This window comes from Catellatospora sp. NPDC049609 (assembly GCF_040675365.1).
GTDB lineage: Bacteria > Actinomycetota > Actinomycetes > Mycobacteriales > Micromonosporaceae > Catellatospora.
On sequence record NZ_JBFAOU010000465.1, the window covers coordinates 1 to 1357 of the forward strand.

Consider the following 1357-nt stretch of genomic DNA (forward strand, 5'->3'; position numbering starts at 1 on the left):
GTTGGACGGGGTGGTGCTGCCGGAGGCGCGGGTGCGGCCTGCGGTGGCGGCGCGGCGGCCGCGGGTTCGGTGATCGGGGGCGCGGCGGGCGGCGGCGCGGCGGGCGGCGGCGCGGTCTGGGCCTGCGCCTGGGCCTGAGCCTGGGCCTTGGCCTCCGCCGCCTTCTTCTGCTCCTCTTCCTCCTTCTTCTTCTTGCCCCACTTGAACGGGTTCATGAAGCCCGCGGCCTCATGTTCCAGATCATCCAGCCGGCTGTCGTTCTTCTGCGGCTCGCTCATCAGTCCCCCTGCTGCGAATGGCCACGGCGCGTGATTGATCACGCCGCCGACGCCAGACTAGCCCCGGTTGAAACCGTTTCGGACTGGTTCGCCGGAACCGCGCGTGGGGCACAATAGGCCCCGTTCCGATCATCCGTACGAAGACGAGGCGCAGCATGTTCGCACATCCGCTCGGCGACGGGGCGGAGCTCCGCCCGCTGGAGCCGTGGCAGGCCGAGGAGTTCCTGACGCACATGGACCGGGCACGGGCCGACGTGGACGAGTGGATCCCGTTCGCCACCCGCTCCACCGATCTGGACGCCGCCCGTCACACCCTGCAGCGGTACGCCGACATGCAGGCCGCCGACACCGGGCGCATCCTCGGCATCTGGCTCGACGGCACGCTCGTCGGCGGCTGCATGGTGTTCGGCTTCGACGCCGGATCCGGCAACTGCGAGGTGGGCGTCTGGCTCGAACCCGCCGGCCAGGGCCGGGGCCTGGTCACCCGCGCCGTGCGGCACCTGCTCGACTGGGTGTTCGGGGTGCGCGGGATGAGCCGCGCGGAGTGGCACACCAGCCCGAAGAACGCGCGCAGCCTGGCCGTCGCGGAGCGGCTCGGCTTCACCCGCGAGGGGGTCCTGCGCGAGTCGTACCCGTACCGCGGCGTGCGCCACGACACCGTGATCCTGTCGGTGCTGGCGCACGAGTGGCAGGCCCGGCCCGCCTGAGCCGGATTGCGGATCCTGATCGGACGGAGCATCATTGACGAAGTTGATGATTCCGTCCTGGGGAGGATTCATGTCGATGACGCACGCCCGCGCGACGGGGGCACGGCGATGACGGGGCGGGTGGCGTACCCCCGCGTCTCACCGTGCCTGCACTGCGACCGCCCGGTGCTGCGCGACAACGACGGTCGCTGGATCCACGCGGACCTCAGCTACGTCTGCCGCGACCGGTGGGGCGGTCTCACCGCGACCACCGCGGAGCCCGCACCGGCCCCGCGCGCCTGACGTGCCGGAGACGGCAGCACCAGGTTGGCGTACGCGTCGTCCCGGTGCACCGCCAGCAGCGCCTGGTACGCCGTCATCCGGGCCGGGTCG

The 1357-nt window shown here is 71.8% G+C and carries 2 protein-coding genes; one reads left to right on the top strand and one right to left on the bottom strand.

The window, feature by feature from the left end:
- A partial coding sequence (locus AB0J67_RS41165; RefSeq protein ID WP_363491266.1) for a hypothetical protein occupies positions 1-278 on the bottom strand: 278 nt, incomplete at its 3' end.
- Positions 279-433: 155 nt separating this feature from the next.
- Between AB0J67_RS41165 and AB0J67_RS41170 the strand changes: the two genes are divergently transcribed.
- Positions 434-985 carry a GNAT family protein gene (locus AB0J67_RS41170; protein ID WP_363491268.1) on the top strand — a complete coding sequence of 184 codons (552 nt, stop codon included), beginning with the start codon at positions 434-436 and terminating at the stop codon, positions 983-985.
- The last annotated feature ends 372 nt before the right edge of the window (positions 986-1357 follow it).

What these genes read in the sequence shown, in the direction of transcription:
- AB0J67_RS41170 (WP_363491268.1), top strand. Translation starts at nt 434, where the DNA reads ATGTTCGCACATCCGCTCGGCGACGGGGCGGAGCTCCGCCCGCTGGAG.